This window comes from Ruegeria sp. AB11, from assembly GCF_056536325.1.
Window position 1 is genome coordinate 25,687 of sequence record NZ_JBQFJO010000001.1, and the last position, 25,304, is coordinate 50,990.

22 protein-coding genes and 1 pseudogene are annotated in these 25,304 nt (G+C 57.4%); 2 read left to right on the plus strand and 21 right to left on the minus strand.

The window, feature by feature from the left end:
* Window positions 1–17 precede the first annotated feature (17 nt).
* The 9 genes from ACR3EJ_RS00190 to ACR3EJ_RS00230 all read right to left on the minus strand — a co-directional run bounded on the left by ACR3EJ_RS00190 (window position 18) and on the right by ACR3EJ_RS00230 (window position 8,867).
* Complete coding sequence (locus tag ACR3EJ_RS00190) at window positions 18–434, minus strand: MarR family transcriptional regulator (RefSeq protein ID WP_480422414.1); 417 nt, start codon at window positions 432–434, stop codon at window positions 18–20.
* 627 nt (window positions 435–1,061) lie between these two features.
* Window positions 1,062–1,271: a MerR family transcriptional regulator gene (locus ACR3EJ_RS00195; RefSeq protein WP_170544215.1), complete on the minus strand. Its 210-nt coding sequence runs from the start codon at window positions 1,269–1,271 to the stop codon at window positions 1,062–1,064.
* 330 nt (window positions 1,272–1,601) lie between these two features.
* Complete coding sequence (locus tag ACR3EJ_RS00200; protein ID WP_480422417.1) at window positions 1,602–2,345, minus strand: hypothetical protein; 744 nt, start codon at window positions 2,343–2,345, stop codon at window positions 1,602–1,604.
* Window positions 2,345–3,541, minus strand: coding sequence for a site-specific integrase (locus ACR3EJ_RS00205; RefSeq protein WP_170544225.1), 1,197 nt, complete (start codon window positions 3,539–3,541; stop codon window positions 2,345–2,347). Before ACR3EJ_RS00205 ends, ACR3EJ_RS00200 begins: the two co-directional genes overlap by 1 nt.
* 349 nt (window positions 3,542–3,890) lie before the next feature.
* The gene (locus ACR3EJ_RS00210; protein WP_170544226.1) at window positions 3,891–5,177 is read right to left on the minus strand and encodes a TRAP transporter large permease; all 1,287 of its coding nucleotides are present in this window, start codon (window positions 5,175–5,177) and stop codon (window positions 3,891–3,893) included.
* Window positions 5,174–5,704: a TRAP transporter small permease gene (locus ACR3EJ_RS00215; protein ID WP_037320495.1), complete on the minus strand. Its 531-nt coding sequence runs from the start codon at window positions 5,702–5,704 to the stop codon at window positions 5,174–5,176. Before ACR3EJ_RS00215 ends, ACR3EJ_RS00210 begins: the two co-directional genes overlap by 4 nt.
* A 1-nt stretch (window position 5,705) precedes the next feature.
* Window positions 5,706–6,704 (minus strand): TRAP transporter substrate-binding protein DctP, encoded by a 999-nt coding sequence (gene dctP, locus ACR3EJ_RS00220; RefSeq protein ID WP_170544228.1) that lies wholly within the window; start codon window positions 6,702–6,704, stop codon window positions 5,706–5,708.
* A 28-nt stretch (window positions 6,705–6,732) separates the two neighbouring features.
* Window positions 6,733–7,677, minus strand: coding sequence for a hydroxymethylglutaryl-CoA lyase (locus ACR3EJ_RS00225; protein WP_170544230.1), 945 nt, complete (start codon window positions 7,675–7,677; stop codon window positions 6,733–6,735).
* Complete coding sequence (locus tag ACR3EJ_RS00230; RefSeq protein ID WP_170544231.1) at window positions 7,674–8,867, minus strand: CaiB/BaiF CoA transferase family protein; 1,194 nt, start codon at window positions 8,865–8,867, stop codon at window positions 7,674–7,676. Before ACR3EJ_RS00230 ends, ACR3EJ_RS00225 begins: the two co-directional genes overlap by 4 nt.
* A 98-nt stretch (window positions 8,868–8,965) precedes the next feature.
* Here ACR3EJ_RS00230 and ACR3EJ_RS00235 point away from each other — a divergent pair, with 98 nt between their 5' ends.
* Window positions 8,966–9,889 carry a LysR family transcriptional regulator gene (locus ACR3EJ_RS00235; RefSeq protein WP_010437212.1) on the plus strand — a complete coding sequence of 308 codons (924 nt, stop codon included), beginning with the start codon at window positions 8,966–8,968 and terminating at the stop codon, window positions 9,887–9,889.
* A 93-nt stretch (window positions 9,890–9,982) separates the two neighbouring features.
* Here the strand turns inward: ACR3EJ_RS00235 and ACR3EJ_RS00240 are convergent.
* The 5 genes and pseudogenes from ACR3EJ_RS00240 to ACR3EJ_RS00260 all read right to left on the minus strand — a co-directional run.
* Window positions 9,983–10,396, minus strand: a pseudogene (locus ACR3EJ_RS00240) (integrase core domain-containing protein); the annotation flags it as partial.
* A gap of 393 nt (window positions 10,397–10,789) precedes the next feature.
* Window positions 10,790–12,895 (minus strand): acetate--CoA ligase family protein, encoded by a 2,106-nt coding sequence (locus ACR3EJ_RS00245; protein WP_170544233.1) that lies wholly within the window; start codon window positions 12,893–12,895, stop codon window positions 10,790–10,792.
* Window positions 12,892–14,034 carry an aminomethyl transferase family protein gene (locus ACR3EJ_RS00250; RefSeq protein ID WP_170544234.1) on the minus strand — a complete coding sequence of 381 codons (1,143 nt, stop codon included), beginning with the start codon at window positions 14,032–14,034 and terminating at the stop codon, window positions 12,892–12,894. Before ACR3EJ_RS00250 ends, ACR3EJ_RS00245 begins: the two co-directional genes overlap by 4 nt.
* Window positions 14,035–14,140: 106 nt before the next feature.
* On the minus strand, window positions 14,141–14,758 hold the full coding sequence (locus tag ACR3EJ_RS00255) for an NAD(P)H-binding protein (protein WP_170544236.1): 618 nt from the start codon (window positions 14,756–14,758) through the stop codon (window positions 14,141–14,143).
* A gap of 29 nt (window positions 14,759–14,787) precedes the next feature.
* On the minus strand, window positions 14,788–16,437 hold the full coding sequence (locus tag ACR3EJ_RS00260) for an acyl-CoA dehydrogenase family protein (protein WP_170544238.1): 1,650 nt from the start codon (window positions 16,435–16,437) through the stop codon (window positions 14,788–14,790).
* 93 nt (window positions 16,438–16,530) lie between these two features.
* Here ACR3EJ_RS00260 and ACR3EJ_RS00265 point away from each other — a divergent pair, with 93 nt between their 5' ends.
* A complete protein-coding gene (locus ACR3EJ_RS00265) occupies window positions 16,531–17,400 on the plus strand; it encodes a LysR family transcriptional regulator (RefSeq protein WP_170544240.1) in 870 nt (289 codons plus the stop codon).
* A gap of 111 nt (window positions 17,401–17,511) precedes the next feature.
* Here ACR3EJ_RS00265 and ACR3EJ_RS00270 read toward each other — a convergent pair whose 3' ends face one another.
* From ACR3EJ_RS00270 to ACR3EJ_RS00300, 7 genes are all read right to left on the minus strand, one after another.
* On the minus strand, window positions 17,512–18,159 hold the full coding sequence (locus ACR3EJ_RS00270; RefSeq protein WP_170544242.1) for a GntR family transcriptional regulator: 648 nt from the start codon (window positions 18,157–18,159) through the stop codon (window positions 17,512–17,514).
* A gap of 65 nt (window positions 18,160–18,224) precedes the next feature.
* Complete coding sequence (locus ACR3EJ_RS00275) at window positions 18,225–19,328, minus strand: glycine cleavage T C-terminal barrel domain-containing protein (protein ID WP_170544244.1); 1,104 nt, start codon at window positions 19,326–19,328, stop codon at window positions 18,225–18,227.
* A 22-nt stretch (window positions 19,329–19,350) separates the two neighbouring features.
* Entirely contained in the window at window positions 19,351–20,895 is a 1,545-nt protein-coding gene (locus ACR3EJ_RS00280) for an AMP-binding protein (RefSeq protein ID WP_170544246.1), read from the minus strand.
* Window positions 20,896–20,916: 21 nt separating this feature from the next.
* The gene (locus ACR3EJ_RS00285) at window positions 20,917–21,663 is read right to left on the minus strand and encodes an enoyl-CoA hydratase/isomerase family protein (protein ID WP_170544248.1); all 747 of its coding nucleotides are present in this window, start codon (window positions 21,661–21,663) and stop codon (window positions 20,917–20,919) included.
* On the minus strand, window positions 21,663–22,403 hold the full coding sequence (locus ACR3EJ_RS00290; RefSeq protein ID WP_170544250.1) for an enoyl-CoA hydratase/isomerase family protein: 741 nt from the start codon (window positions 22,401–22,403) through the stop codon (window positions 21,663–21,665). Before ACR3EJ_RS00290 ends, ACR3EJ_RS00285 begins: the two co-directional genes overlap by 1 nt.
* 12 nt (window positions 22,404–22,415) lie before the next feature.
* Window positions 22,416–23,981 carry a CoA-transferase gene (locus ACR3EJ_RS00295; protein WP_170544252.1) on the minus strand — a complete coding sequence of 522 codons (1,566 nt, stop codon included), beginning with the start codon at window positions 23,979–23,981 and terminating at the stop codon, window positions 22,416–22,418.
* A gap of 7 nt (window positions 23,982–23,988) precedes the next feature.
* Window positions 23,989–25,302, minus strand: a complete 1,314-nt coding sequence (locus tag ACR3EJ_RS00300) for a TRAP transporter large permease subunit (RefSeq protein ID WP_170544254.1) — start codon at window positions 25,300–25,302, stop codon at window positions 23,989–23,991.
* Between the last annotated feature and the right edge of the window lie 2 nt (window positions 25,303–25,304).

A 25,304-nucleotide genomic window follows, 5' to 3' on the forward strand; every position in this document is an offset into this window, starting at 1 on the left:
ACAGGGAGTGGTTAGTATTAGTGTTCCGTTTCAGAACCGAAGGACCGACGCGAAATCGGCCTGACGGGTTCTGATTTGGAACCATGGGAGGTCTTTGGGTTTTCAAACGGAACCACTGAGGATGCTGACGGGTCCGTCTCAGAACCGCGTTTTGTTTTTTGGGGCTGCCGGAACCGCCAGTCGTTGGTGGCGGTTTTCATGCCGGACCGGGTCTGCGTCGCCTTGGTCGTCAACCGCCATTCGTGGGCACGACGGTGATACCAGTTGCCTTCCCGCTCCAGCACAAGGAAGCCTTTGTCCTGCAGATCCTCGAAAGCCCGCTGAACCGTGGCCTTGCCTAATCCCAGTATCTCTGCCGCTTCGTTCATCGACAAAAACACCTTGCCGTTGTTGCTGCCATTGAAGCGGGTGTGAAGCTCCAGCCAGAGCTTCACTGCAGGTCCGACAACGCACGCCATGCCGGGGATTTGATCATTGCGTAGGGCATAGGGACATATTGGCCCTCATCCGACCGTTTGCCCTTGGGAGACCGCCGCCTACTCATCGCAACACCTCCGCTGGAAATGCTCGGGCAAACAATCCAGTTCATATATATCACAGCCAATATGCGCCCGGACGAGCCGGGTTAGGCCAGATTTGGACACACAGTACCCGAGCGTGTCCCAGGCCGCTCCCCCGGCCTGAAATTGGGGCCTCTGACGCTGAAACAGCCATTGGATGCCATCCCGACATTCGGCGACGCGGTAGATATCATGGCGAAAGAGTTCGCCGCTGTAGTTCTCAGCAGTTTCCCGATAATCAGTTTGGGAAAGAGGGCCAGTGTCTGGCCCCCTGTCGTGACTCGTACTGTTCGGCTCGGAAAAGCACATATCAGCCATGCTCGATCCGTCCTTTCCGCACGATCACCCGTTCAACCGAATGGCTCAGGGGCGACCAGTAGTACCGGCGCTCGTTTTGTCTTGTCGGCGCGGGGCATCCTGTGGCATCAACTGGACTTGCTAGGGTGGCAGTTGATGTCACTGGAAAAGCCCCATCTCCGCGCTTGGAGTTGGGGTTTTTCATTATGCAGCCTCGTTGTTGGGGTCGGTGCGCCGAGCCGCAAGCCAAGTGTTCAGATCGGCACCATGATAGGCGATCCGCCGACCGATGCGGATAAAGGCCGGACCGCACATGCGGTGACGCCATTGAGCCAGCTTTTCCCGGTTTCCCAGCAATTGCATTTCAGGGTCTTCTGGGAAATAGACCCGGTCGTCATTGAAGACGTTTGCCATCGTTGAAATCCTCTTGGATCAGTTGCGATGGCATCTGTTTGAATTATGCCGCAGTAGTTAAATAGGCGTCACGAATTATTTGCTGTATCGAAACGGCGTTGAGATTTTGATCGGCGCCCGGGTCGCGATAACTCTGGATATGTCTGACGCAGCCTATCCCATACCCTCTCAAATGCTCGCTCACCTAGCTTGATCGGGCAAACTTGCCTTAACTCAGATTTTGTTTCAGATTTTTCTTTATCGTCCAAATACTCAATCAAAATTTGTATGCTTTGGTTTCATCGGCGACAGTAGACTTAATCCCGGAAAGGACTTGAGCGTCCTTTATTCCTAAAAACTTCTGCCATTTTTCGGGTTGGTTCTCGAAAATTTCGTTGACTGCTTCCTCGCCAAAAGCTGCATCGCAGATAATTCGCGCAGCCTTTTCCTAAATGCAATCGACAGTGTCTCCACTGGTTCCGTTGGATCCTTAAAGGCCAATGCCCAGCCCTCGAATGGTACTAGTTCGGTAACACTGAATGGATAGCCATGGCTCTCCAGCTCAAACTCGAATTGCAAAGTCGATTGGAGCAATTGGAGCTCCGATAAGTCAATGACATAAGTATGCGGATTATAAAACAGATCGGGCGACGTTCTCGAGAGCGTACAAAATGTTCCCGCCCATGGATCTTGTCCATCCTCAACGCAATTCGAAATTTGCGTTACGTAGGAAGGCCAGTCTAGACCACGCTCAAAAAAGTCACCCAAGAATTCGCCGTAATTGGCCAAGTGCCAATACGTTACAAACCTATCGAAAAAATTTGGAAAATCGAACTTCCACACTCCGGCCGACGGGTGACATGCATATAGGCTTCGTTCTTGGATGACTTCACCTAGGGCCATCCTTTTGACTTCTTCGAAGGAGTAAACTCTTGCCCTGAAAGCCCGATGCTCAATTAAATCTGGATCGCAATCTGCAACTTCAGACCACGAACCTTCGACCAGGTTCTTCAACCAATTTTTGGTGTCTTGAATCTCTTCGAACAGCGAATCCACTACCTGAGATACTGGGGTATAGCCTTCGGGTGAAAACATTATCTTTCCTCGTCAATCTCTGTTCCGCAATCGAGCAAAAAGTAAGACCAACCCAACATCAATTCTCGCCGCCGCTCCAACAAATCCGTGCGCGCATAAGCCCGCTCCACATCAGACCCAACCTGATGGGCCAGTGCCGCCTCTGCCAGTTCGCGCGGTGCGTTTGCAGCTTCCGCCGCCCAATCCCGAAACGAACTGCGGAAACCGTGCACGGTGACGCCATCCTGCCGCATCCGACGTAGCAGCATCAGCATGGACATGTTTGACAAAGGCTGATGCCGCTTTTGCCCCTCGAACACATAGTCAGAGGCCAGCGCACGCAGCGGCTTCAGAATGGCCAACATTCCGTCGGTGAGAGGAACACGATGGACCTGCCCGCCCTTCATGCGCTCCGCAGGTATCGTCCACAGGCGCGCATCGACATCGACCTCGGGCCATTTCATCTCTAGCACTTCAGAGGTTCGGCAGGCGGTCAGAATGGTGAACTGCAACGCCTTGGCGGCCATGGCTGAGCGGGTCTTCAACTCGGCATAGAACGCTGGCACCTCCTGCCAAGGCATCGCGTCATGGTGCTGGACCTTGGCTTTGACGGTGGGCAGCACCTTTCCTTCGCGGATCGCAATCACCGGATTCTCGCCCGAGCGGAAGCCCTTGGACTTCGCCACATCAAGCACCGTCTTGATCCGCTGAGACAGTCGCTTTGCGGTTTCGTGTTTCTCGGTCCAGATGGGAGACAAGCACATCAGCACTTCGGGCTGATCGATGCTGTCCACTGGCATACGGCCGATCTTGGGGAACGCATAGTCGCGCAAGGTGTTAAGCCATTGCTGGCCATGCTTTGCATTCTTCCATGTGGGCAGGCGGTCAATGTGAACCTGTCGGCTGAGCTCTTCGAAGGTTGGGATTTCGCGCTGGGCGTTGAAGCGAGGGTTCAGTCCGGACTTTGCCATGCGTCGATATTCGAGAGCTCTTTCGCGGGCTTGGTTCAGAGTGACGACATCAACGCCACCCAACCCAAAATCCGTGCGCAGCGGAGCACCCTTGCGGTTCTTCTGACCTTTGACCGTTACGCGCACAATCCAGCGCCGTGCGCCCGAGGGATCGACAACGAGATACAGGCCAGAACCGTCGCCATGCCGACCCGGGCCGAGATTCTCTACCAGCTTCTTTGTCAGCTTCCCGCTGAGCGCAGCCATGAAAAATACCACAAAATATACCACTCAATGAAAGTATAGTAATGTAATCGGATAAAATCCAATGAAACACACTAGTGAGACTACAGCCATAAAACACAAAGGTTTTAGCAGCCTAGTGTGGTTCATCAAAATTCGAGGAAATTACTGTGGAACGTCACTGATCTTTGACTCAATCGACGGCCAAAACCTCAATAAATCGGTGAATCGCGTCATTCAATTCCGACCCAAACATCAAGCATTTCTGACCCAGAACGTATACGGTTAGTGTCTCAAATAAGCCCTAGCCACAGGGTCCTATTCTGTTGAGTCGTGGGAGGGTAGTGCCCAAGGGGTTTCCAAAACGCGTTTCTTAGCCGCCGAACCCCGCCGCCTCGGGAAGCCACGTGGACAAAGGTGGGATTGCAAAGACGAGGATCAGGCCCAGTAGCATTAGCGCAGCATAGGGCAAGGCTCCGCGAATGACCTCCGACAAAGGGGCTTTCGCAATACCTTTGATAACGAAGAGGTTCATCCCGACAGGAGGTGTGATCAGCGCGAGTTCGAGGTTGATCATTAGCAGGATGCCGTACCATATCGGGTCGATCCCCAGTGCCAGCATGACAGGAAAAACGATTGGCGTCGTGATCAGGATGATCGAGATGGTCTCCAAGAACATGCCCAGCACCAGAATGAGCAGCATTACGGCTACGACAAACATGGCGGGGCTGAGACCGATTGCCGTTACTTGTTCAACGATCTCGATGGGCAGGCGAATGATGGTTACGGCGTGACCAAACAGCGCCGCAGCAGCGAGGATCATGAACAGCATCGCCGTTGTGCGCACTGTCTCAAACGCGGTCACCCAAAGGTCGTGCAGGCCAAAATTGTGGTAAACCACTACGCTGATGAACAGAGCATATAGGCAGCCAATAGAAGCGGCTTCAGTGGCCGTAAATATTCCGAGGTAGATCCCGCCCAATACCACCGGTGGCATCAACAAGGCCCAGATCGATTGCCTCATACGTGCCCAGATGACGCCCATGCCTGCAAATGGTTGGGAAACTACTGCGCCCCCAAACCCGGCGCTGACCATCGCCCAAATCGCGAAAATGATAGCCATCATGATACCGGGCACCAAGCCGGCCAGGAAAAGAGCTCCGATCGAGGCCTCGGTTACGATGGCATAGAGAATAAGAGGTCCAGAGGGAGGGATTAAAATCCCGAGCGTACCGCCCGCTGCAATCACACCGTAGGAATAACTCGAGCTGTAGTTGAAGCGCTTCATCTGCGGGATGGCCGTCGAACCAATAGTAAGCGCCGTGGCAACAGACGAACCGGAAATGGCTGCGAAAATGGTGCAGGAGAGGATCGTGGCGACCCCAAGACCACCACGCAAATGGCCGACTATCGCATTTGCTGCATCGTAAAGATCCTTAACCACGCCAGCACGGATCATCACGTGCGCCATGAAGGCAAACATCGGTATGGCCGTCAAAAGGCCGTTGTTCAGTTTGGCAAAAACCGTATCGGCCGCGCTGTTCACGTTGCCTTCTGTCAGCATCATTATGATCAGCGACGTCAGCCCTAGCCCGGCAAAGATTGGCATCCCGGTGAGCAAGAGGACAATCAGCCCGGCCAAAATCAAAAACGTCATCATAGTCGGCGAACCGTCAGAAGCGTAAAAATGCGAGCCAGCGCCGCAAGGATCAGAATGATCATGCCGATAAGTAGAAAGCCTTGCGGAATCCACATCTGGACGCTCAGATATCCATCTGAATAGATGCCGAAATCGTATGAGAACTGCACCATAATCACCGCGCTGTAGAGAATAGCCGCAGCGACCAGGATCACACCTATCATCCCCCAAATCTCGACCAACCATTGAGTTCGAGGACCAGCACGCTCAGTTAGCAGGTCGACACCGAAATGTTCGCCGCGCAAAAGGACCTCTCCCGCTCCGAGGGCAACCATTGCCACGACGATAAAGCCGTTGAGCTCATCGGAAAAAGTGATTGGTGTGCCAAGGATATAGCGCATGAAGACGCTGTAGCTCACGACCCCGAATACGACGAGCACCAGCAATGCGGCTATACCTGCCCCAGATAGCGTAACCAGACGCACCGCGCGCTCCACCCCTGAGACCGGCAAGGCCTCAGAGGTGTCAATTTCATGATCCTGCTTCATGTCAGTTCGAAATTTGACCGACCAGCTCAAGCAGTTTGACGCCGTCCTCACCGGTTGCATCGCCAAACGATTTGTCGAAAGCCGGTACCATTAACTCTTTCCAGGCAGCTTCTTCCTCAGGCGTCTGGAAATGCACCTTCATGCCATTGTCAGCCAGCTGCTCGGGTGCAGCGGCAGATGCTTCTTCGGACGCGGCAACTGCCCATTCTGCCGCTTTGGCTCCCGCCTCGGCTATTGCGGCCTTCTGTGCATCCGTCAGACTATCATACCAAGCCGGGTTAAGGTAGCCGTGGAAGAACACACTAAACAGCGGGACCACCGTCACGTGGTCCTGGACTTCAAAATATTTGCGCGAATAGGCGGCGGCGATATCGGTCATGCCCGCATCGATCACTCCAGTTGAGAGCGCTTCGTACACTTTCGAGCCAGACATCGCTGAAGGCGCGGCCCCCATTGCGACAAGCCCCTCATCCGCCACCGGGTTCAGGCCCCTTATCTTCACACCTTCGAAATCTTCCGGATTGACCAGCGGCGATCCCTTCGACGTCAAAGCTGTCATCCGTGTTGTGAACAGCCAGACCGCGTTCTGCACACCTTTTTCAAGCAGCTTCTGATCCAGAAACGCAGCCGCTTCGCTATCCGGCCAAGCGGCAAGCGTCTCCGGATCAGTGACGGCATAAGGCTTCAGTGTCACGTTCATGATCGGCAGGGTTTTACCCCATTGCGGGTTGATCGAGAACGCGCATTCAATGTTGCCTTTGGCCACCGATGCAATGTTCTCACGCGCGCCTACAAGGCTGTTGGCACCAAAGATTTGAACGTCGATTTCTCCGTTCGACAGGGTCTCAATCTCTTCGGCCCATTGGTCGATGACCTTTGCGATATGGTGCGCAGGTGGCAACTGGTGGCTGCAGCGCATCTCGGTTGCTTCGGCATAGGCCGCGCTGCTTAGGGTCGTTGCGGCCAGTAGCGCTGCCGCGGCAGTTCTGAAAATGTTCATGTTCTCCTCCACTCTGTCATCTTGTTGTTTATCGGGCGCGCCAGTTGATGTGACGCGGTGCTCCGGCTCGTGACAACGCACCGAAGAGCTGTTCGTCAGGCATTTCAAACGCGGCGACCTTTCGCACAGACATCAGCTTTTCCAAGTCGATGCCGGTTGCAAAACCTTTGCGTTCACAGAGATATACAAGGTCCTCGAATACCACGTTCCCTGTTGCGCCTGGGGCAAAGGGGCAGCCCCCGAGCCCCGCCAGCGAGCCATCGATCACCCGGATGCCAGCGTCGAGGGCGGCAGACGCATTGGCGATCCCCATTCCCCTTGTGTCGTGCAGGTGAATGCTCAGCGCAACGTCGCCCAGTTCGTTTTTCACACGTTCAACAAGGTCCTGCACCTGATCTGGACCCGCAAATCCGACTGTGTCTGCAAGACCGATCATGTCCACACCCGCCTCCGAGCATGCGGCCGCGATGCGCACCACATCGTCCGGGTCGACTTTGCCAGCAATCGAGCAACCGAACGCCATGGCGATGCCGACCTGTACCAAAGGTGATGTTTCTGAGCCTCTTGCCAGTTCAACGGTTTTACCAACCAGAGCAATTGCTTCCTCACGTGTACGACGTGCGTTTGCCTGGCTATGTTCCTCGGTCGCCGAGACCACTGTGACGATTTCGCCGACCGGAGTTTGAACCGCGTCCGTCGCGCCGCGATCATTCAAGGCAAGCGCTGCCGAATGGACGTTAAGGCTGCGGCAAATGTCGCTGATGTCCCGAACATCAGCGAATTGCGGCATAGCTTTTGCCGGAAGGAAAGAGCCAATCTCAAAGTGCCGAACACCCGCGGCACTTTCACGGCGCAACCATTCGGCCTTCGCTGCCGTTGAGGGATATCGTTGGACCATCTGCAGACCGTCGCGCAATCCGACTTCCCGCAATACGACCCTGTCGGGTGGGTATATTTCTGACAGGCGAGTCACGTTGAATTCCTATCCGCCGCGCCACTTGCAGCCGATATTTCCGAAGGTGACAGGCCAAGCTCTGAAAGCACGGTGTCAGTGTCATCGCCGACATCTGCGACATCGAGTGAAACCGGATGTGGAATCCCGCCATCAACTTCGATGGGCAAACCCGGAGCCCGGAACACCTGCCCACCAGCGTCGTGTGAGAGTTGCAGACCGCCGGGGCGCAGGACATGTGGATCCTGATACATATCGGCGGGACGATTGATAGGCGAAAAGGGAATGCCCGAAGCTTCAAAAATCTCGATCAGTTCAGGAAAATCGCGTTTGCCGATTGCTTCTGCAAAAAGGGGAAGTGTCCAGTTCCGCGCTTCGATCTGGCCCATCTTTGTCTGAAGCCGGTTATCCTCCAGCAAATGCTCTAAGCTGATTGCTTTGCACAATATTTGCCAATGGCCCTCAGTGACAGCACCCACAAAGATCTGACGATTGTCCCGCGTGTCGAAGATGTCGTAGACCGGCCAGGAAAATTCCCGCTCGGGCATAGGGGCCGGTTCGTGTCCGTCCAGATCGAATTGCACCATGTGTTGCATGACAAGCATCAGGCAATTCTCGAACAGGCCAATGCGTATCGTCCGACCCTCTCCGGATTCTTGCCGCTCCAACAACGCGCCGAGAACTGCAAGAGCGCCGAAGACCCCACCCATGATGTCATTTGCAGAAGAGCCAATGCGCAAGGGACGACCCGTTGGGCCAGTCATATAGGCCATTCCGGTCATCATCTGAACGACCTCGTCCATTGCCGTTCGGTCCTGATAGGGGCCATGCAGGAAGCCCTTGCAGGATGCGATGATCAAATTGGGGTACTTACCTCGCAACGCGGAGGGCGCAAATCCCATCTTGGCAAGTGACTGGTCGCGGAAGTTCTCAACGAAAATATCGGCGGTTGCCAGAAGCTGATCCAGCGCCGACGTTCCGGCCTCGGACTTTAAATCTAAGGTAATTGAACGCTTGCCGCGATTGAAACTTGGGAAGAACCCCCGCCCCATTCCGGTCAGGTGCCGGGTTTTGTCCCCCGCAGGGGGCTCAACCTTGATCACGTCAGCACCAAGATAGGCAAGGATCTGGCCGCAACTTGGCCCCATAATCATGTGGGTCATTTCAACGACGCGGATGCCCCGCAAAGGCCTGAAATCGTCTGACACCATGTATGCTCCGGTTGGACTTGCGTTAACCAAAGCTACCCGATCGGAATGCTTTGCAATATTTCAATGTTAATAAGGCTGCTTTCTGATATTGAGAAAGCATGGACAGCAGGCAACTCCGATACTTTGCTGCGATCTTTGAGGAAGGCGCGTTGGCTCGTGCTGCTGATCGGGAAAGGGTCGCTGTGTCTGCATTAAGCAGGCATCTGTCCAATCTCGAAGCCGAACTTGGTACGCAGCTATTTGAGAGATTGCCAAGGGGCGTGCGGCCGACAGCATCTGGTGCTCGATTATATGAACACGCGCGTGCGATCCTGCGATCCATGCAAGCCGCCAGCACCGATATCCGAGAAACTGAGAATGAGGTCGCGGGTGAGATTTCGGTTGGCTTTGCGCATTCGGCTGTCAAAGCTATTGGCGTGCCCCTGGTACAGCGTGTTTCACAAGACTATCCGAACCTACGCCTGCATCTTTCTGAGATCTTTTCCGGGTCTACCGCCCAACAGCTTGCGTCTTCGGAGGTCGATTTGACCCTAACCTACAACCAACTTCCTGACGCGCGTTTCAGGTTCCAACCGGTCTTGGAAGAGGAGTTGGTTCTGGTGGGTCGGCCAGATGTTATCGGTGGAACCGATGCAATCAGTTTTGAGGCACTGCTGGACTTACCGTTGATAATTCTTCGCCAAGGCCTGTACACCCGAGCTGTGATGGACGACCCTTCCCTACTCAGGCGGATCGAAGAGAACGCGCAGTTCCAAATAAACTCGATCTCCGCAATCAGCGGATCCCTTCTGTCTGGCATCGGTTGCATCGTGGGTACCGAGTTTATCCTGAAAGAACACATTGACGCGGGCACATTGACGACGCGTCCGATTATCAAGCCAAAACTCAATCGCACGCTCTTTATTGGAGAATTAAGTGATCGTCCGGCGACTTTTGCCTTTGAAGCCGTGCGTCAGCTTTGTATTGAGCTGACGATTGAAGCGGTGGAAGCGCCGCAATGGAAAGCGACGCTAACGAGTTAGTCGCATGAAATCGTGATGGGTTCCAAGCAGCCCTTCGCGACGTCCTATCCCGATGATCGTGAGCAGCCTCAACTGACTGGTCCAAGTTGATTGTTAGTGCATCATCGGCCTGTGATCCATCGGGATGATGGTTTCGGGCGCTGGCGGGCGGTAACCCAGAGCACTGTGGGGTCGTTTTGTGTTGTAGTGTTTTCTCCATTGTTCGATCAGGATTTGTGCTTCGCGCAAGCTGTAGAAGATTTCGCCGTTGAGTAGCTCGTCCCTGAACCGGCCATTGAAGCTTTCACAATATCCGTTCTCCCATGGGCTGCCGGGTTCGATGTAAGCCGTCTTGGCGTCGACGGCAGCAATCCAGTCTCGGACAGCCTGGGCGACAAATTCCGGCCCATTGTCAGAACGTATGAAACTCGGCGCGCCGCGAAGTATGAACAGATCCGTCAGAACGTCGATTACATCGGTCGAGTTCAGTTTCCACTCGACCCTGATTGCCAAGCATTCCCTACTGTAACGAGCGCCAGATTTGGATACCGTTGATGTTTGATACTTCGATAACAAACTGCAAACATCGCTGAACGGGTGTTATCTGAAGCGATCTCTGGTTGAGCGCGAGCCCTATCTGCGGACCAAACGAACCATCATTTCAACCCCTCAGATAGCTGTCATTGATCCTACGTGCAGAGAACGCCTGCGATGAGCCCATCCTGTGAAATCAGTTCTCCTGCTGCGTGCGCACGCAACACCTGAAATGCTGCATGCGCGTCAAATTCGATGCCGCCGGGCAGCGGAAGGACCGGTCATTCATGCTAACCGCAGCGCGTATCAGACGCCGAATTCACAGGATGCGGGTCGCAGTGGGCATGAGCTGCGCACACGCCAAGTCGGCTTAGTGAAACTGAGTGATTACCCTCGGGTAAGCCGGAGCAACGCGTCCACAGCAGTTGCACGCCCCTCAGTGTCAAGGATGATCGGATTCACGTCGAGCTCGACCAGACAGCTTCTGTGCGCTTTCGCGAACGCAGCGATTGCCTGGATCTGCGTCACAAGCACAGTCCGCTCAGCATCGGAAAGCTTTAGCTTACCGCTGATCCTCAGGCTGGCAAGCGCGTCCTCGATTTGTGCCCGACTCGCTGGAAGCAGCAACGTGGCATAGTCATTCAGCTCTTCAACCGCCGTCCCGCCGCGACCAATGACCAAAGCATGCCCCAATCCCGGCTTGTAGCTGACTCCGACGATGAATTCTCCACGGGGTGACGCCACCATGCGTTCGATCAGAAAACAGTCGGTTGTCAGGGCCGGATCGTAGGCCCTGACGGACGTTTTGATCGCTTCAATCGCCTCTTCCAGCGCGGGTTTGCTTCCCACGTTCAGATGCACCGCACCCGCGTGGTTCTTGTGGGCCAGGTCGGCGCTGAGAAGCTTGACCGCGAGCGGATAGCCGAGTGTCTCGGCCTGAGCAATCACATCCTCACTCGACCCTGTCACGCCCATAGGGGTCGTCAGCCCGCAGCTTGCCAATGCTGCCTTGCCCTCTGCCTCGTCAAGTTGGATGACACACTTGGGCTCGGGTGGGGGAGCAGACAATACCCGGTTTTCAGGGTCCGCCAGAACCGAGCGGCGCAAGCTGTGGTATTTGCCTGCCGCCGCGATCGCCGCCAATGCGTCGTCCAGCCCCTGAAGACAGATCAGGCCTGCGTCGGTCAGTTGGCGGCGCAAATCCGGGGGCAGCCCGTCGGGGAGGACGCTGGCGACCAAGACCGGTTGGGCGATCCGCGCGTTCAGCCGGGTCAGGCCTTCGAGCGTTGGCCACCAAACGTTCGCGACGTCCTTCTGGCGCGGCCAGTCTATGAAATAGACCAAGAGGTCGACCTCATCGGTCACTAGATGCCCAAGGCCGACATCCGAGGTCTCGGACCGCGCCATGCTGGCCCAGGGCAGGTTCCAGTCGAGCGGATTCAGGAGCGACACCAGATCGGGCACATCATGGCGCAGGGCTTGCTGCGCTGCGTCGTCAGGCGCGGGAAACTTCAGCCCTGCGGCGCGGCCCTTTTCGCCGATCATCGCGGCGTAGCCGCCTGAATTTGCCGCGGCAACCACGCGGTTGCCGGTCAGAGGCTTGCCGGACCCCAATAGCTTTAGCGTCTCGATCAGGGCCTTGGGAGAGGCGGCCTCAACGATACCGAGGCGGCGAAAAAGCGTACTCCACAGCTCGTTTGCAACCGCAAGCGTGCCCGAATGGCTGCGGGTCAGCTCGGAACTCTCCTCCGTCCCGCCTGCCTTCAGCGCCACGACCGGAATGCCCTTGTCGATAGCGCGCAAGGCGGCACGGCTCAGAGCTGCGACATCGACGATACCTTCCAGATAGAGGCCGATGGCCCGGACCCGAGGATCATCCAGCAGGGCTTCGATGAAATCGGCGACGTTCAGCACCGCCTGATTGCCCATGCTGATGGCGTAGCCCAGCGGCAAAGCCTCTTCGACATTGGTGATCGAATAGGCGACATAGCCCGACTGGCTGATCAGCGCGACGCCGTCACCATTGACTGGTTCGAACACGTTGTCGCCGCCCCAGACAGCTGCGCGATCGAACATGTTCATCAGCCCAAGGCAATTCGGGCCGACAAGCGCGAGGTCTCCGGCCGCCTCGATCAGCCGGGCCTGTAACGCGGCCCCGTCCTCTCCCGTTTCGGCAAACTCGCCGACAATGGACACCGCCCCACCCGCACCCATTGCGGACAAATCCGCAACGACGTCTATTGTGCGTTCCCGCGATACGGCAATCAGGGCGGCATCCGGGGGTTCGGGCAGATCGGCAAGGCTTGGAACGCATGGGATGCCTGCCAGTTCATCGTATTTCGGATGCACGACCCAGATGTCCCCGGCAAAGCCGGATTTGCGGGTGGCGTTGATACAGTCTTCGACCGCCTTGCCGCCCACAAAGGCGATGTGGCGCGGCTTCAGAAGGCGCTTGAGGTTTTCGCGGCGGCGCTTGGTAGAGAGGTCATTCATCCGGTGAACTCCATCTCCTCAAGACCCCGGGGAACCCGTTTTTCAGGATCGAAGAATGGCAAGCTATGCAGAGCCAAAGGATGCTCATTTCCGCTTCTGTCTCGCACTGTAAGAGCGTCGGCCGCCATAGCTTCGGGCGTGTCAAAGAGGACGTAGCCGATCCCGGTGCCAAGGGTCGGCGAGGGCTCGAACGCCTTTACACGGCCAACGGTCTTGCCGCTTGCGAAAACCGGCGCGCCCCACTTGACGTCCTTCGCCTCGGTCACGAAACCGGAAAAGCGTGGAGCACGATCGGCGGTCTGCAAAGCGTCCCGTCCCACGAAATCATGGTCGAAATCGACAAAGCCCCCCAACCCCAGATCAAACGGCGTTGTGTCCCATCCCATGTCGGTGCCGTAATTCATGATCCCCGCCTCGATCCGGCGCGGATTCATGGCGTAGGTAGACAGGATCTCCATCCCATATGGCTTGCCTGCCGCCATCAGGTGGGACCAAAGCGCCATGCCATCGACATTTGGGTCCATGTTGTAGACCTCAAAGCCCAGCTCGGCGGTCCATCCCGTCCGGCTGATCAGAACCGGCTGACCGCCCATGGTGACCTGCCGCGCGTGGTAGTATTTGAACCCGTCCGGAGCCCCGCCATCAACGCAGGCATCCAGTATCTCAAGGCTGGTCGGCCCCTGGATCTGGATCGCCCATGCGCCCGGATCGCGGATGTCCACATCGTGGCCGGATTTCAAGGCCTGAAGCCATGTGAACACGTCGCGGTCCGCATGGACATACCAGAACCAGTCTTCCGCCAGCCGGAACACCACGCCATCACAGGCAATGCCGCCTCCATCGTGGCACATCAGGCCATAACGGCCCCGGTCAACGGCCATGGTGCTGACAGGCCGCGTGAACACATAGTCAAGGAACGCCGCCGCATCCGGCCCCCGAATTTCCAGCGGGACCTCAGGTACATCGAAAATACCTGCCTTGGTGCGCAACACCCGGTACTCTTCGACGATGGGTCGCTCAAATGTTACGGGCGTCAGCCGCCCTTCGTGGTCGCCGTAAGCAGTGGTCAGGTCGCGCGTCGCCTTGAACCAAGGTGAGCGCACAGCACTTGAGATTATGGGCAATACCATTCCGGCCATATCCATGGCTCCTTTTGTTGTTGGTGTTCGTGGGTCAGCCGGGCAAAAGCGGGCTATAATTGGCAATTTTGAAAGACGGGCGAGGTCGATGCCGACTGAATGACAGCTACTTCACCCCCGCCAATTGAATACCACGTTGGCCATCCCACCGATTGCTTGAGATGGCATCGAGCAGAAACGCGGCTACATCTTCTTTCGTAATGGGCCGTGCGAATGTGCCATCGCCACGAAAAGCACGGTATTTCCCGTTTCCGGGTTTTTCCTTCAGGGCGGCTGGCCGGACCAACACATATGGGACTTCTTCCTCACGCGATATGCGGGCATCCGCACGTTCATAATCCGCGAAACTCGAACGACCACCGATCATTTGCAGCATCTGTTTGACGACCCAAGACGTACCGCCACACCCGATGCTGCTGACAAACTGACATTTTGGTGCGTTTGATTGTTCAGCGGCGGCTTGCAGAATTGCCTCGGCCGCTTTTTCCATGATCAACACACCTTTGACATTGCCAAGGCAACTGACAACGACATCGGCGCCGCTAATAAGTTTCGCGACATCGCTAGGGCTTGTGACGTCGCCCTTGAGCGCAGAGAGACTTGTATATTCTCTGAGTTTTTCGGGCGTTCTAACCAGGGCTGTGACCTCATGATCGGCGGCAAGCGCCTTGTTCAGAAAATGGCCGCCAACCGCACCAGTCGCGCCAAAAAGTGCAATTCTCATGTCTCGCCTCCTGTCTGGATGTTTGCCTTTTAACCCGGCAGGGCGCGGCTGATGATGGCGTCGAGGTCGAGCCCCTTGGGCAGGGTCCCGAATGCGCCGCGATAGCGTGGGGCGAGACGCGAGGCGCAGAAAGCATCGGCAACGGCGCTGTCTCCGTGGCAGGTCAGCAGCGCCCCTTGCAAGGCCAGCGCCATCATCTCGGTCACCATGCGCATGCGGGTTTCCAGCCCGTCCAGATCCGCCAGTTCGTCCCGCAGATCGTCAATGGCGCGGTCCAGATTGGGATGATTGCCACGCGCCTTTTCAACCTCGGCCATGAAGGCCGGGATCGCCTCGGGTTCACGCCCAATTGCGCGCAGCACGTCCAGCCCCATGACATTGCCGGACCCTTCCCAGATCGAGTTCAGCGGCGCTTCGCGGTAGAGCCGGGGCATGATGCTTTCCTCGACATAGCCCGGACCGCCATGGCATTCGAGCGCCTCAGCCACGAGGCTCGGGCAGCGTTTGGTAATCCAGTATTTCGCCACCGCCGTGCCGATGCGTGCCAGAGCTGCCTCAGCCGGATCATCCAGCTGATCCATGGCGCGCGCAATCCGCAACCCAAGGGCCAATGCCGCCTCAACCTCGACCGCCATATCGGCCAGAACATTCTGCATAAGCGGCTGCTGGATCAACCGTTTCTGGAAGGCCGAGCGGTGCGACGTGTGATGCAGCGCCTGCACCAAAGCCTGCCGCATGATCCCCGCCGAGGACATGGCACAGTAAAGCCGGTTGCCCGTGACCATCTCAATGATCGTGCGAATGCCGCGGCCTTCGTCGCCCACCATCACACCGTAGGTGTCCTGAAACTCCATTTCGGTCGACGCGTTGGATTTGTTGCCCAGCTTGTCCTTCATTCGCTGAATAAACAGGTTGTTACGGGTGCCATCGGGCCGCCAGCGGGGCACGAGGAAGCAGGAAATTCCCATACCCTCGGTATTGGCCAGCACCAGAAACGCGTCACACATGGGGGCCGAGCAGAAGAATTTGTGCCCGGTCAGCAGGTAGCCGTCACCTTCCGGCACAGCTACGGTTGAATTGGCCCGCACATCCGATCCGCCCTGTTTCTCGGTCATGAACATTCCGATCATTGCGCCGGTTTTTTCGTTCGCGGGGATGTCGCGCCGGTCATACTCGGTGGACAGGATGCGCGGCATCCATTCCTCTGCAACTGCGGGCGCCATGCGCAGGGACGGCACGACGGAATAGGCCATCGCCATCGGGCACATCACGCCGCCTTCGGGTTGGCTGAACATATAGGTCAGAACCGACTGGCCCAGATGACCGGCATTGCCCTCATGATGCCACGCGAAATTGTGGACCTGGTTGGAAATCGCCAGGTCCATCAGGTCGTGGTAGGCCGGGTGAAACGCGACTGCGTTGATGCGCATGCCGTAGCGGTCAAAGGCCTGCAGTTCGGGCCCATGACGATTGGCCTGATTGGCTTTCTGGAAGGTCTCGTCCAGCCCGGTCAGATGGCCGACATGCGTGAAATGCCCGGTATGACCCGCCCCGCCCATATGCGAAGCCCAGTGTCTCAGTGCGCGGTCATCTGCCCACAGGTTCTGATCGCCCATGTGGGGCGGCATGTTGATGACCTCATGGGTCGGCAAATGCGCTATCGGATCGCGTGGTGTCATGATGTCTCTCCCTGCAGTGAGACTAGATGCCCAAACCATCCTGCGGCAAACCCAATTTCTTGATCTCTGTGTTCAGCTCAATTAAACAGAACTATGCGATTTCGATCCTTTGACAGCCTCAACGTCTTCCGTACCGTTTCCGAGCAAATGAGCTTCACAGCGGCGGGCGAAGCCTTGAACATGTCCAAGGGCGCGGTGAGCTATCAGATCGCGAAGCTTGAGGACGAATTGGGCGTGCGCCTGTTCGAGCGCCGCCACACCCATATCCGCCTGACAGTGGAAGGCGAACGTCTGCGCGAGGCAGCGGGGCATCACCTGGGGCGGATCGAAGCCGTAATACGAGAGATCAAGACCACCGCTGAACAACCACTTTGCGTAGGGGCCCATAGCTGGTTCATCTCCCGGTGGCTCGGCCCAAGGCTGTCCAACTTCACCCGCGCCAACCCTGATATTTCGCTTCAGGTTGAGCCGATCAATACGAAGGCCGATCTGCAAAACCCCGCCCTCGATCTGTCGATCTTCTGGTGCGACCCCTCGGTCGAGGACATGGACGTTGAGGTTCTGTTCAACTCCAACACCCGACCTTTGGCCAGCCCGGAAACCGCAGCCCGGGTCGAAGCACTCGGGCTAGAGACCGCCGTTCGGGAAATCCCGCTCTTACCGGATGCATCCGGCATGGCAGCCTGGCGGGACTGGCATGATCTCGCGGGCCTGACGTTCGCACCGAGAAAGAACTCCCTGTCCCTACCGGACGCCAACAGCCGCCTTCAGGCGGTCATTGCTGGAAATGGATTGGGGATGCAGGATGCGTTTGCAGAACCAGAGATCGAAAGCGGTCATCTCGTCTGGATCTCGGAACTTGAGCTGACAAACTTCTCTTACTGTATCTCGCTGCCGACAAAGGGAAACATTTCGGCAGCCGCAGAAATCTTCCGAGACTGGATACGGGCGCAGGACTTCTGAAACCTGAACGAATGCTTCCGGCTGTGAAACCTCCGAGCGTTTAGTCCGTGTCGAACGAGGTTTGGTGCTTTGACCACAGTCGTCGGATCACTGCGCAGAAAGAAAGGCCGGTCATTTCCAGTCTTTGCTTTCTCGTGCGAAAGCCTCGAGATAATCAACCAGCGCATTTGAAGCGGCGACAGCGGCCACGGCCTCGCCATTTGCCACGTCGAGCAATAGCCGCGCGTGCAATTCGGCGGCGATGTTAAAATCCTCGCGCTTCATGTGAAATATCCAGAAACGGCGCGACAAGCCCTGGACAATACGCATGGTTTTTTGGGCAAATTCGTTGTGGCATGCGTTGACCACAAGGTCATGGGCAGTTCTTACTGCCGACAGAGCCTGGGAGCGTGATGCCGGTGGGGCCTTGCTGGCCTCGAGCAACTCTTCGCCGAATGTCTGCATGATGCGCCGGTCTTCGTCTGTGCCACGGATAGCCGCATATTCTGCGGCAAAATTCTGGAGTGGTCGCCGAATTTCCAGCAGACGCAATTGCACATCTGCATCGACTTCCGTGATCTGAATGCCTCGGCGCTGCTTTATGGCCACCAGCCCTTCGATTTCGAGGCGCTGCAAAGCCTCGCGAACGGGTGTTCGGCCAAATCCAACAACCTCGGCAAGTTCCTTTTCCGAATACATTACACCCGGCTTCAACTCGGTCAGAACAATCATTTCCTCGAGTATCTGAAAGGTGGCCTCGGCGTCTGAAAGGGTTTTCACGGTCTTGTCCATATCTCTACATTTGCCTGCATTCCCCATGCCTTGTCCACTTCATCCGACCCAAATCAGGTAAATGGCAGCTCGCACAGGGTGCCGACAAGCCTACGCCCCTCTTTTTGCACCTCGACGTGGTCGCCCGGGCGATACACCCGGGAAACCAGAGCGAAGCCGATGTTTCGGCCAAGCTTGCGCGACCAGGTGCCGTTGGTCATGTCACCGACCTTGATCCCGCCAACCCGGATGTCGTACCACCGCGCATGGTTCGCAGACGGCGTCTCGCCCTCAAGAACCACGCCCAGCTGGTGACGCCGTGGACCCTCTTCCTTGATCCGGCGAAGTGCCTTGATGCCGATTACCTCGTCATCCACGTCCAGATCAACATATTTGCCAAGCCGAACCTCGAAAGGGTTGGTCGCGTCATCGGAATCCCCGCCGCAGGACAGAAGGCCGCTTTCGATCCGTTCGCAAGGGTTGGGGTACCCTGGACCGATTCCGAACGGTCTGCCCGCTTCACGCACGATGTTCCAAAGCTCGGTTCCGCGGGATCCGTCCATCAGGTAAATCTCAAAGCCGCCTTGTTTCGAAAATCCGGATCGAGCGATCTTGACCGGAATGCCGCCGATCTCGGCATCACCGAACCAGAAGTATTTCAGGTTCCGCACCCAGTTCCCGAAGATCGACGCCACGACATCTTCTGCCATCGGGCCCTGAACGGCCATCGGCGAAACGTCGAGTTCGGTGATTTCCACCTCAAGTCCGCGCTCGGCCGCAATGCTACGCGCCCAGAGTTTCACGTCACTGTCCGCGATCGAGAACCAGAACAGATCGTCGTCCAGCTTGTTGACGACCGGGTCATTTATAAGAGTTCCAGCGTGATTGCACATCGGTACATACTTGCCTTGGCCAACCACCTGTCCGGAAAGATCCCGCGGAGAAAGGATCTGTGCGAGACGCGCAGCGTCGCGACCCTTGATTTGAACCTGCCTCTGGCCGCCCACGTCCCACATGCTGACACCGTTCATCAACCGGTCATATTCCGCATCGGCATCGCCGTATCCAAGTGGGATCAGCATCTGGTTATAGGGCGTGAATGAGGTGACGCCTTCTGCAAGGGTTGCCTCATAAAAGGGCGATGGGCGCAGGCGGGTATGAGGGGCGATTTCTGGCATTTTGGGGCCTTTTGCTTTCCGGTCAATCCGGGTTTGGTTGAAAGTGGTTTTTGAAGGTCTGGCGCAACGCCTGACGGTCGAGCTTGCCCAACACCGTTCGAGGCAACGCTTTGAGAGAGACGACATCATCAGGAAGCTGCCATTTCGCGAACCGGCCCGTTGCCATCAGCTCCCGAGAAATTCGCTCGATCTCAATCGCTTCACTGGCCACGGCCACGCACAGAGGCCGTTCTCCCCATTTCGGATGAGGCACACCGACGACGATGCATTCTTCCACTCCGGCGATCTGCGAGATGTGTGCTTCCAGCGCGGTTGGGGAAATCCACTCGCCACCGGACTTGATCAGGTCCTTCTTGCGATCCTGCAGATGCAGGATGCCGTTGTGGCCAATCTCGGCCGTATCACCGGTTGCGAACCAACCGGCCTGTCGCGCCGAGCCCTTTTGGCCGTGATACCTATCAAGAACACACGGGCCACGAACGAGCAGTTCCTGCGATCCATCTTCACATTCTGCCAGCGAAAGCTCGGTCAGCGGTAACGGCTGTCCTTGTGTAAGTTGGACCTCGCCTGCTTCGGGCGGCAAATGCTGCATCGTCGCGGCACTCAGCGTTTCCGTCATGCCCCAGCACAGCATTGAGGTGACACCTGCCGCCCTGAGAAACGACAAGGTTTCAGAACGCGGTGCCGTGCCGCCCATCAGGATACGCAGCCCGGTGTGGTTTGCCTTTCGCAAGGCGATTTGCGGGGCAATGCGAGCAATCACCTCGGGAACGGCGCCGGTGAAGGTGATCTTCTGTTGGGTCAGGATATCCAGAACTTGATCTGCCCGGATTGGCCCTGAAAGTACCGAGATGTCCGCCCCGCACATGAATGCCGAATAGGGAACGCCCCAGCCCGCACCGTGGCAGAAAGGAACCATCAGCAGCACATTGTCGGAATGATTGATGCCGTAGCCATCGACCATTGCCTCGGTCAGGGCGTGCAGCGTCAGCGCGCGGTGAGAATAGCTGACACCTTTGGGCCGCCCCGTGGTGCCACTGGTATAACAGAGCACGGCCGGGGCATTCTCGTCGGTTACCGCAGCCTCGATGGCGTCAGGGTTCGACGCGCCAGCCCCCAGAAGGAAATCGAAACTGGCGACGTCTCCGCCCGCACCTTCATTCAGAGCAAAGGTATCAAGATCAGGGCAGGCCTTGCGCAATTCGGCAAGCAATTCGGCGAATTCGGGATCAATGAACAATATGCGGGCGTCAGCGTCTTCAAGGATATAGGCGATTTCGTCGGCCGGCAGACGCGTGTTGATGGCGTGGAACACGCCGCCCGCCAGCGGCACGGCCCACATCAGCTGCAAATGCCGAATACCGTTTGCGGCGAGCGTCGCGACCCGTTGGCCGGGTTCGAGACCCCGCGCCTGCAACGCATTTGCCAAGGCAAGGACATCTTGCGCGAACTGATCATAGCTTTGTTCGACAACCGATCGGTCCGAGCCAAAGCACCGTATGCGGCGCCCGGTACCGATGGTACGGCCGCGCTTGAAAAGTCGATGGAGTGTCAGTGGATCGGTCATTCCGTTCTTTCTGCAATTCCCTCAGACCATGCCGAACTTCCGAAGCGTGGTCTGTGCCGTTCTGGTTGCGAGGCAACGCTCGAATGACGCCATCGCGCGCTCGTCCATCTCAACCGCATCCCGGTCAATCGGCCCTGCACACAACTGTTTGGTTGCGGCGACCGCGTGGGGAGGAAGTGCTGCCAGCCGGTTGGCATAGTCGAGTGCGGCTTTGGCCGCGTTGCCTTCGGCCAGGAAGTCCGCTAGCCCGATCTCATATGCGGTTTCACCAGAAAACCCTTCTGCACCCCATAGGATATGCCGCGCCGTATAGGCCCCCAGCCGCGCTTGCATCGCGGCAATGCCATAGGCGGCGTTCCAGCCGATGGGAACCTCGGGAAGGGCCCATTTTGCATCCGCGCTGGAAAAAACCACGTCGCAGGATGCAGCATAGACCGCGCCGCCGCCGATGGCGTAACCATCTACGGCAGCGATTATTGGCTTTGGGTGACGGTTGAAGCTGCGCGCCAGGGCGGCCATCTCTCGCTCGTCAGAGATCATTTCTCCGACACTCTGACCCGCCAGCGCTTTCAGGTCGCTACCGGCCCCAAACCCGTGTGAATGGCCCTGAAGCACGATGACGTGGACATCATCGGTCACGGCGGTGCGCTCCAGAGCCTCGGCCAGCGCTCGCGTTACCGCGAGGTCCATTGAATTGCGCCGCTCCGGGCGGTCCAGCGCCAGGATCAAAACAGCCCCGTGATCAATTTCGCGCAAGCCTTCGGTCATTAGATCTTCACTCCAAACCGGGCATAAGATGCTTTGGCGACCTCGTGCTTGCAGCTTTCGTGAAACATCTGGTTGGCCATTAGGTCGAGCACCTGGCTGTTTTCACCAGCAGCGGGGGCACAAAGCCGCTTGGTCGCCGTAACGGCATGTTCTGGCAGAGCCGCAAGCTTGGTCGCGTAGTCATGTGCTGCCTCTGCCGCGCTACCCTCGGCAAGGAAATCCGCAAGCCCCAAGCGAACGGCTTCTTCGCCATCAAACGGGTCGACGCCCCAGCAGACATGGCGGGTCACATAGGGACCACAGCGCGCCAGAAAAGCCTGTACGCCCCAGCCGGGATTCCAGCCCAACGCTACTTCGGGCAAATGCCACCGGGCGTTTTTTGCAGTGAACACCACGTCGCAGGACACGGTGAACACCATGCCACCACCCATGGTGAAACCGTCCACCGCCGCAATCACTGGCGTGTCCATGAAACAGAACGAGCGGGCTACGGCGGCTTTTTCACGTTCTGCCGCGGAGATCTGGTCGAGGTTGAACGTGGCGAGTTCCTTCAGATCACTGCCGGCACAGAAGCCATGTTCCTTGCCGCACAGGATGATCGCCTTGACCTCGGGATCGCGGTCGAGGTCCGCCGTGACTTCGGCGATCCTGTGGGCAAGGCCGAGGCTCATGGCGTTGCGGACCTCGGGGCGGTCGATGGACAGTGTGGCGACAGCGCCATCACGGGTTATTTCGAGCATGAAGGTTTTCCTTTACGTGAAGAGTTTCGGATCCATCAGGGGGATTTGATCGGGGACGCGCACCGGCGCAAAGCCCATCAGGTCGAGCACCTGGGCTTTCGGATCGATCCCAGGGGCGACTTCCAAGAGCTCAAGTCCATCCGGCGTCACCGCAAAGACGGCACGTTCGGTGACGATATGGGCGGTCTGACCACGTTCGCGCACACCGGTCAGCAGCGGGTAGGTGACCTGTTCGACGCTTGAGACGAATTTCGACACTTTACCTTCCTGCAGGATCGTCAGTTTGCCACCTGTTGCATCGACTTTCAGCCCACCTGTGGTGAAGGTGCCGTTGAAGATCAGGTTGGTGGCGTTATGGGCGATGTCGATAAACCCGCCCGATCCGGGATTGGCGCTCCCGAATTTCGAGACGTTGATATTGCCCTGTGCATCAAACTGGGCAAAAGCCAGCGCGCAGGTTTTGCACAGGCCCGCATGGATCGCGTCAAACTGGGTTACGCCATCAAGCAGGGCATCGGGGTTGTAATTGGCCGAGAACTGCCAGCCCGAGGTGACGATGCCGCCGTATGAGCCGTGCTCGGTGGTGGAGGGGTAGTCATAGATGCCATCGCCATCAAACCGGCCTTCGGTGGCAAAGATCGTCGGGATCGAGGACGAGGCGCCGAACCCGTAGATCGTCAATTCGTTTTCATTGATCATGCTGGCAGAACGGCGGGCAATCACCGTCGGCGCACCGGGTTTCAGCGGTTGCAGCTCGCGCGGGTCCATGCGGTTTTGGCCCAGAAAACGGGCGTCATCCTGAATGCCGGTGACCAGTTGTTGGTCAGGGTCGACCACCACGTGATCGACCAGGACACCAGGCACCTTGACCATATGCGCATGGCGTTCACCGGGTTCATAGGTGCGTTTTACCTGGGCGATCACCTTGCCGCCGCAGGCCTTGACGGCAAGCGCGATTGCCAGATTGGAAGACACCAGGGGATCGTCCTCAAAACATAGGTTGCCGTGTTTGTCGGCCGATGTCGCCCGGATGATGCCGTAGTCGAGATGCTGACTCGGAAAGAAAAGGTGCGGTTTGCCGCGGAAGTCGATCTTTTCGACAATATCCTCGGTCGCACATGGCGTGACCTTGCCGCCATCCAGATCGGGGTCGACAAAGGTGCCGATGCCCACCTCGGTCAGATAGCCGGGACTGCGCCGCGCAATCTCGCGCAGCCAATGCATCATGACGCCGATATGAAACGTGTAGGCCTCGATCTTGTCGGCCCGAACCTGACCCATCGACCGGGGGCGTTCGCCGGTTTTCGGATCGGGCGGGTTGATGAACGACCCGGTAATCAACCGCTTGGTCATGCCGTCGTGCATCAGGTTGTCGATGCCCTTGATCGCGCCGTTGTCGCCCCCGAAGCAGGGGACATAAAGCGTCAGATCGCCCGGCGCACCGGTATCAAGGTAACGCTGCCCCAAGCTGCACAGCAGCTTTTCCGGGACGATCCAGCCGATGACGCCAACGATGGCCAGGGTGGCACCGGACGGAATGTCGGCAACGGCGGTTTCGAAATCGGTGATCTTGCTCATGGGATCCTCACATCAAAACAGAAGGCAGCCAAAGGGCGATTTGCGGAAAGGCGATCAGGAGCGCGATGGCCAGCGCCTGCAGGAAGATGAACGGCCAGAATGAGTTGTAGATGTCGCCCATGGTGATGTCGTCGGGCGCGACACCTTTCAGGTAGAATGCGGCCGGGCCGAAAGGCGGTGTCAGATAAGACATCTGCATGTTCATCGTGAACAACACGCCGAACCAGATCGGGTCATAGCCGAAGCCGATGATGATCGGCACGAAGATCGGCATGGTCAGAAGCAGGATGCCGATCCAGTCCATAAACATGCCAAGCACGAACAGGATCAGCATCATCACGATCAGGACCGCCAGTGGCGACCAATCGAGCGCGGTGATGGCCGAGGTGACATAGGCCGCACCGCCAAAGAAGTTGTAGACGCCGATGAGGGCGGTTGCGCCAAACACGATCCACATGATCATGCCACAGATGCGCAGGGTCTGATTGCAGACGTCGCGGACGAGGCCGAGCGAGAAAGTGCCTTTGATTGCTGCGGAGATCAGCGCGCCGATGACGCCCATGGCGGCGGCTTCGATAAAGGACGTAATGCCGGTATAGATACAGGTCAGCACCCAGGCGGCAACAGCAACAGGCAAGATAGCACCACGCATCACCGCCATCTTCTCGGCACGTGGCATGTCGCGTTCCTCATGCGGAAGCGGCGGTGCCTTGTCCGGCCAGATCGTGGCCGTCACCATGACATAGACCACATAGAGGCTGGCCAGCATCAAGCCGGGCAGAAGCACGGCGAGGAACAGCTCACCCACACCAGTATCCGTGGTCAGCCCATAAACGATCAGCACGATCGAGGGCGGGATCATGGTGCCGAGTGAACCTCCTGCGCAGACGACACCCACTGCCAGTTTCTTGTCGTAACCGCGCTTTAGCATTTCCGGCAGGGCAATCAGGCCCAAGAGGACGATTTCACCGCCGATGATGCCGGACATCGATGCCAGAAGAACCGAAACCGCCAGTGTCTGAACAGCAAGGCCGCCGCGTATCTTGCCGCCCAGCATCGACATAGCCCGAAACAGATCGTTGGTGACCCCTGATTTCTCCAGAACCAGCCCCATCATCACGAATAGCGGCACGGCCACGAAGGAAAAATCCGCCATCAGATCGTAGATGCGGGTTGCGATGAGGCTGAGCCCGACCGGGCCAAACTCCATCAGGATCAGGGTTGCGGCCATGATCCCCGTGGAAAAGGCCAAAGGCACGCCCGCGAACAGCAAAAACAGGATGCCGATGACAAGGATCAGCGTGATCAGTCCGATGCCCATGA